General features: G+C 44.8%; 3 protein-coding genes and 2 pseudogenes. 4 read left to right on the top strand and 1 reads right to left on the bottom strand.

Features of this window, described 5'->3' with window-relative positions:
* From OGX92_RS01445 to ugd, 3 genes are all read left to right on the top strand, one after another.
* A partial coding sequence (locus OGX92_RS01445) for a WbuC family cupin fold metalloprotein (protein ID WP_286586158.1) occupies positions 1-478 on the top strand: 478 nt, incomplete at its 5' end.
* 150 nt (positions 479-628) lie between these two features.
* On the top strand, positions 629-2,035 hold the full coding sequence (gene gnd, locus OGX92_RS01440; protein ID WP_125112543.1) for an NADP-dependent phosphogluconate dehydrogenase: 1,407 nt from the start codon (positions 629-631) through the stop codon (positions 2,033-2,035).
* A 235-nt stretch (positions 2,036-2,270) separates the two neighbouring features.
* The gene (gene ugd / locus OGX92_RS01435) at positions 2,271-3,437 is read left to right on the top strand and encodes a UDP-glucose 6-dehydrogenase (protein WP_286586156.1); all 1,167 of its coding nucleotides are present in this window, start codon (positions 2,271-2,273) and stop codon (positions 3,435-3,437) included.
* Positions 3,438-3,494: 57 nt separating this feature from the next.
* Here the strand turns inward: ugd and OGX92_RS01430 are convergent.
* Positions 3,495-3,743: pseudogene (locus OGX92_RS01430) on the bottom strand (protein CapI); the annotation flags it as partial.
* A 204-nt stretch (positions 3,744-3,947) separates the two neighbouring features.
* On the opposite strand from OGX92_RS01430, the pseudogene OGX92_RS01425 reads away from it, so the two are divergent.
* Positions 3,948-4,034: pseudogene (locus OGX92_RS01425) on the top strand (hypothetical protein); the annotation flags it as partial.
* Between the last annotated feature and the right edge of the window lie 75 nt (positions 4,035-4,109).

The raw sequence follows: 4,109 nt of genomic DNA, 5'->3' as shown, positions 1-4,109 counted from the left end.
AGCTGATAGAAACAGAAGCCACTGGAGCACCTCAAAAACACCATCATACACTAAATCAGTAAGTTGGCAGCATCACCGCCCTAACGATGTCGTTCAAAGAATAATAATTGGTCTTGTAAAAGGAACTTACATCCCGCCTCATTTTCATGAATTACAGCATCAGTGGGAACATTTCCATGTACTTCATGGTGAGGTTGAGTTAATGCTATTTGATAATAACGGTTGTCTGAATAAAAAGGTTATTCTAGGGGGGCAGAGTAAGAGTGTTATTGCACAAATTCCGCCGCTTATCCCACATACACTAGTATGCAGATCCCATACTGCAGTTGTTATGGAGATTAAAGAAGGTCCTTTTGATGAAAAATCCGCCAAAGTGATCCCTTCCTGGTCATATAGTGAAGATTATTCCATCGTATCCAGGGATACGATCACCGCTATGATGGCCCAATTATCTATTGGAGATAGATTTAGTCTCTAAAGTTAAGACGATCTGCAAAATAATCTTCTTTTTCATACCTTCTACACAGTGTATCCGATGCTATCATAGCTTTGAATCCTGAGTTAACATTTACAGCAAATTCAAGCCACGCACATATCGCGTGGTGACCACACCTGACAGGAGTATGTAATGTCCAAGCAACAGATCGGCGTCGTCGGTATGGCAGTGATGGGGCGCAACCTGGCGCTCAACATCGAAAGCCGCGGTTATACCGTCTCCATCTTCAACCGCTCCCGCGAGAAAACTGAAGAAGTTGTTGCCGAGAACCCGGGTAAGAAACTGGTTCCTTATTACACGGTGAAAGAGTTCGTCGAGTCTCTTGAAACCCCACGTCGTATCCTGTTAATGGTAAAAGCAGGGGCGGGAACTGATGCTGCTATCGATTCCCTGAAGCCGTACCTTGATAAAGGCGACATCATCATTGATGGTGGTAACACCTTCTTCCAGGACACTATCCGTCGTAACCGTGAACTGTCCGCGGAAGGTTTTAACTTCATCGGTACCGGAGTATCCGGCGGTGAAGAGGGCGCTCTGAAAGGACCATCTATCATGCCTGGTGGCCAGAAAGAAGCGTATGAGCTGGTTGCGCCTATCCTGACCAAGATTGCCGCTGTTGCCGAAGATGGTGAACCGTGCGTAACCTACATCGGTGCTGATGGTGCAGGTCATTATGTGAAGATGGTGCATAACGGTATTGAATACGGCGACATGCAGCTGATTGCTGAAGCTTATTCCCTGCTGAAAGGCGGCCTGAACCTGTCTAACGAAGAGCTGGCTACCACCTTCACCGAGTGGAATGAAGGCGAGCTGAGCAGTTACCTGATCGACATCACTAAAGACATCTTCACCAAAAAAGATGAAGACGGTAAATACCTGGTTGATGTGATCCTTGACGAAGCGGCGAACAAAGGCACCGGTAAATGGACCAGCCAGAGCTCTCTGGATCTGGGCGAACCGCTGTCGCTGATCACTGAGTCTGTATTCGCGCGCTACATCTCTTCTTTGAAAGACCAGCGCGTTGCGGCATCTAAAGTGCTGTCCGGCCCGCAGGCTAAACTGGCTGGCGATAAAGCCGAGTTCATTGAGAAAGTCCGTCGCGCGCTGTACCTGGGCAAGATCGTCTCCTACGCACAGGGCTTCTCTCAGCTGCGTGCGGCGTCTGACGAGTACAACTGGGATCTGAACTACGGCGAAATCGCGAAGATTTTCCGCGCGGGCTGCATCATTCGTGCGCAGTTCCTGCAGAAAATTACTGACGCGTATGCTGAAAACAAAGGCATCGCGAACCTGCTGCTGGCTCCGTACTTTAAAAATATCGCTGATGAATATCAGCAAGCGCTGCGTGATGTAGTGGCTTATGCTGTGCAGAACGGTATTCCGGTACCGACCTTCTCAGCAGCGGTAGCCTACTACGACAGCTACCGTTCTGCGGTACTGCCGGCTAACCTGATCCAGGCCCAGCGTGACTACTTTGGTGCACATACGTATAAACGCACAGATAAAGAAGGTGTATTCCACACCGAATGGATGGAGTAAGTCTTCTGACGTACACTAGCCCGGTTTTTTGACCGGGCTTTTTTTTATCTCAAATTCTATTGATTTAAGTTGATTGCTTAATCTTTTCTTAATATTCCTGGCGTAATCTGATAAAGAAAATCTTAATTGTTTTAAGCTTCGTTGACATGATATTCAAAAAAAAGTTAAAACATTATCCTCTTATCAAGATGTACGGCATCATGATTAAATATTAAGATAATACTGAGAGCATGAAATGAAAATCACCATTTCTGGTACTGGGTATGTTGGTCTGTCAAATAGTCTTCTTATCGCCCAACATCATAAGGTCATTGCTCTGGACATTGTTCCCTCACGTGTCGAGATGCTAAATAATAGGATGTCTCCGATAGTTGATCAAGAAATTGAACAGTATCTGCAATCAAAAGATATAAAATTCGAAGCTACACTAGATAAATACTACGCTTATCAGAGTGCAGAGTTTGTTATTATTGCAACCCCAACAGACTACGATCCTAAAACTAATTACTTTGATACTAGCAGTGTCGAGTCAGTCATAAGGGATGTTATTGAAATAAATCCAGATGCCATAATGATAATAAAATCGACAGTTCCTGTCGGTTTTACTCAATCAATGCGTCAAAAATATAGAACAGATAATATCATCTTCTCCCCTGAATTCCTGCGTGAGGGTAAAGCTCTATACGACAACCTGCACCCGTCCCGTATTGTTATTGGTGAACGTTCTGAACGTGCCGAGCGCTTTGCCGGGTTGCTGCTGGAAGGGGCGGTGAAGAAAGATATCCCGACCTTATTTACTGACTCGACTGAAGCCGAAGCCATCAAGTTGTTTGCTAACACCTATCTGGCGTTACGTGTGGCCTACTTTAACGAGCTGGATAGCTATGCCGAAAGCCTTGGTCTGAACTCACGGCAGATTATTGAAGGAGTGTGCCTGGATCCGCGTATCGGTAATCACTACAACAATCCGTCATTCGGCTATGGCGGCTACTGTCTACCGAAAGATACTAAGCAGCTGTTGGCGAATTATGCATCTGTGCCGAATAACATTATTGGCGCAATCGTTGATGCTAACCGTACGCGTAAGGACTTTATTGCAGACTCTATTCTTGCCCGTCAACCTAAAGTAGTTGGCGTATACCGTTTAATTATGAAAAGCGGTTCCGATAATTTCCGTGCATCATCCATTCAGGGCATCATGAAGCGCATTAAGGCAAAGGGCGTGCCCGTGATTATTTACGAACCCGTCGTAGAAGAGGACGAATTTTTCCACTCTCGGGTAGTGCGTGATCTTAATACGTTCAAAAATGAAGCAGACATTATTATTTCTAACCGCATGGTGTCAGAATTAGCTGATGTCGCCGATAAAGTATATACCCGCGATTTGTTTGGTAGTGATTAATCTCATCTCCATAAAAAGGCCTTATAAAAGGCCTTTTTGTTTTAATCAGGTTAGTGATTAAACTTTGTAGCAATCACGGTACCAGTCAACAAAGTTCTTCACCCTATCTTTTATCGTGGTTTCAGGTTTAAAACCAATTACCTCATACAGTGCTTTAGTGTCCGCGCTGGTTTCCAGCACATCACCTGGCAGTAGCGGTAGCATATTTTTCTTCGCTTCAATACTCAGTGCATCTTCCAAAGCTTGGATATAGTCCATTAGCTCAACCGGTTAACTATTGCCGATATTGTCGACGTGATAGGGCGCATGCTGGCCGCGGGCTTGCGCGTCTCTACGTCCATTGCGTGTCTGCATCAGTCCACTTTATAAACGTATCGTATTCCAGTAGTGTTTGAAAAACCAATCAAAATCCCTGAAACAATTTGATTTTTTTATCATTAATCCTATGGCATTGCCTCAATTTATAGCTAAACTAATCCCAGTTTAAGTCTTTCCTTATCTAGGGTTTCTATGTCTGTAAGTGATAACAACATGTCCGGGCGCAGTCACGATCCGGAACAGATTGATCTGATTGATTTACTGGTACAGTTATGGCGGGTGATGCTGCCAACTTACTGATTTAGTGTATGATGGTGTTTTTGAGGTGCTCCAGTGGCTTCTGTTTCTATCAGC

Origin of the sequence: Citrobacter sp. Cpo089, from assembly GCF_030332695.1 — a bacterium.
GTDB classification, from domain to species: Bacteria; Pseudomonadota; Gammaproteobacteria; order Enterobacterales; family Enterobacteriaceae; genus Citrobacter; species Citrobacter portucalensis.
Note: the sequence above shows the minus strand (reverse complement) of the source record. Positions and strands in the feature narration are given on the sequence as shown.

What these genes read in the sequence shown, in the direction of transcription:
- ugd (WP_286586156.1), top strand. Translation starts at nt 2,271, where the DNA reads ATGAAAATCACCATTTCTGGTACTGGGTATGTTGGTCTGTCAAATAGT.
- gnd (WP_125112543.1), top strand. Translation starts at nt 629, where the DNA reads ATGTCCAAGCAACAGATCGGCGTCGTCGGTATGGCAGTGATGGGGCGC.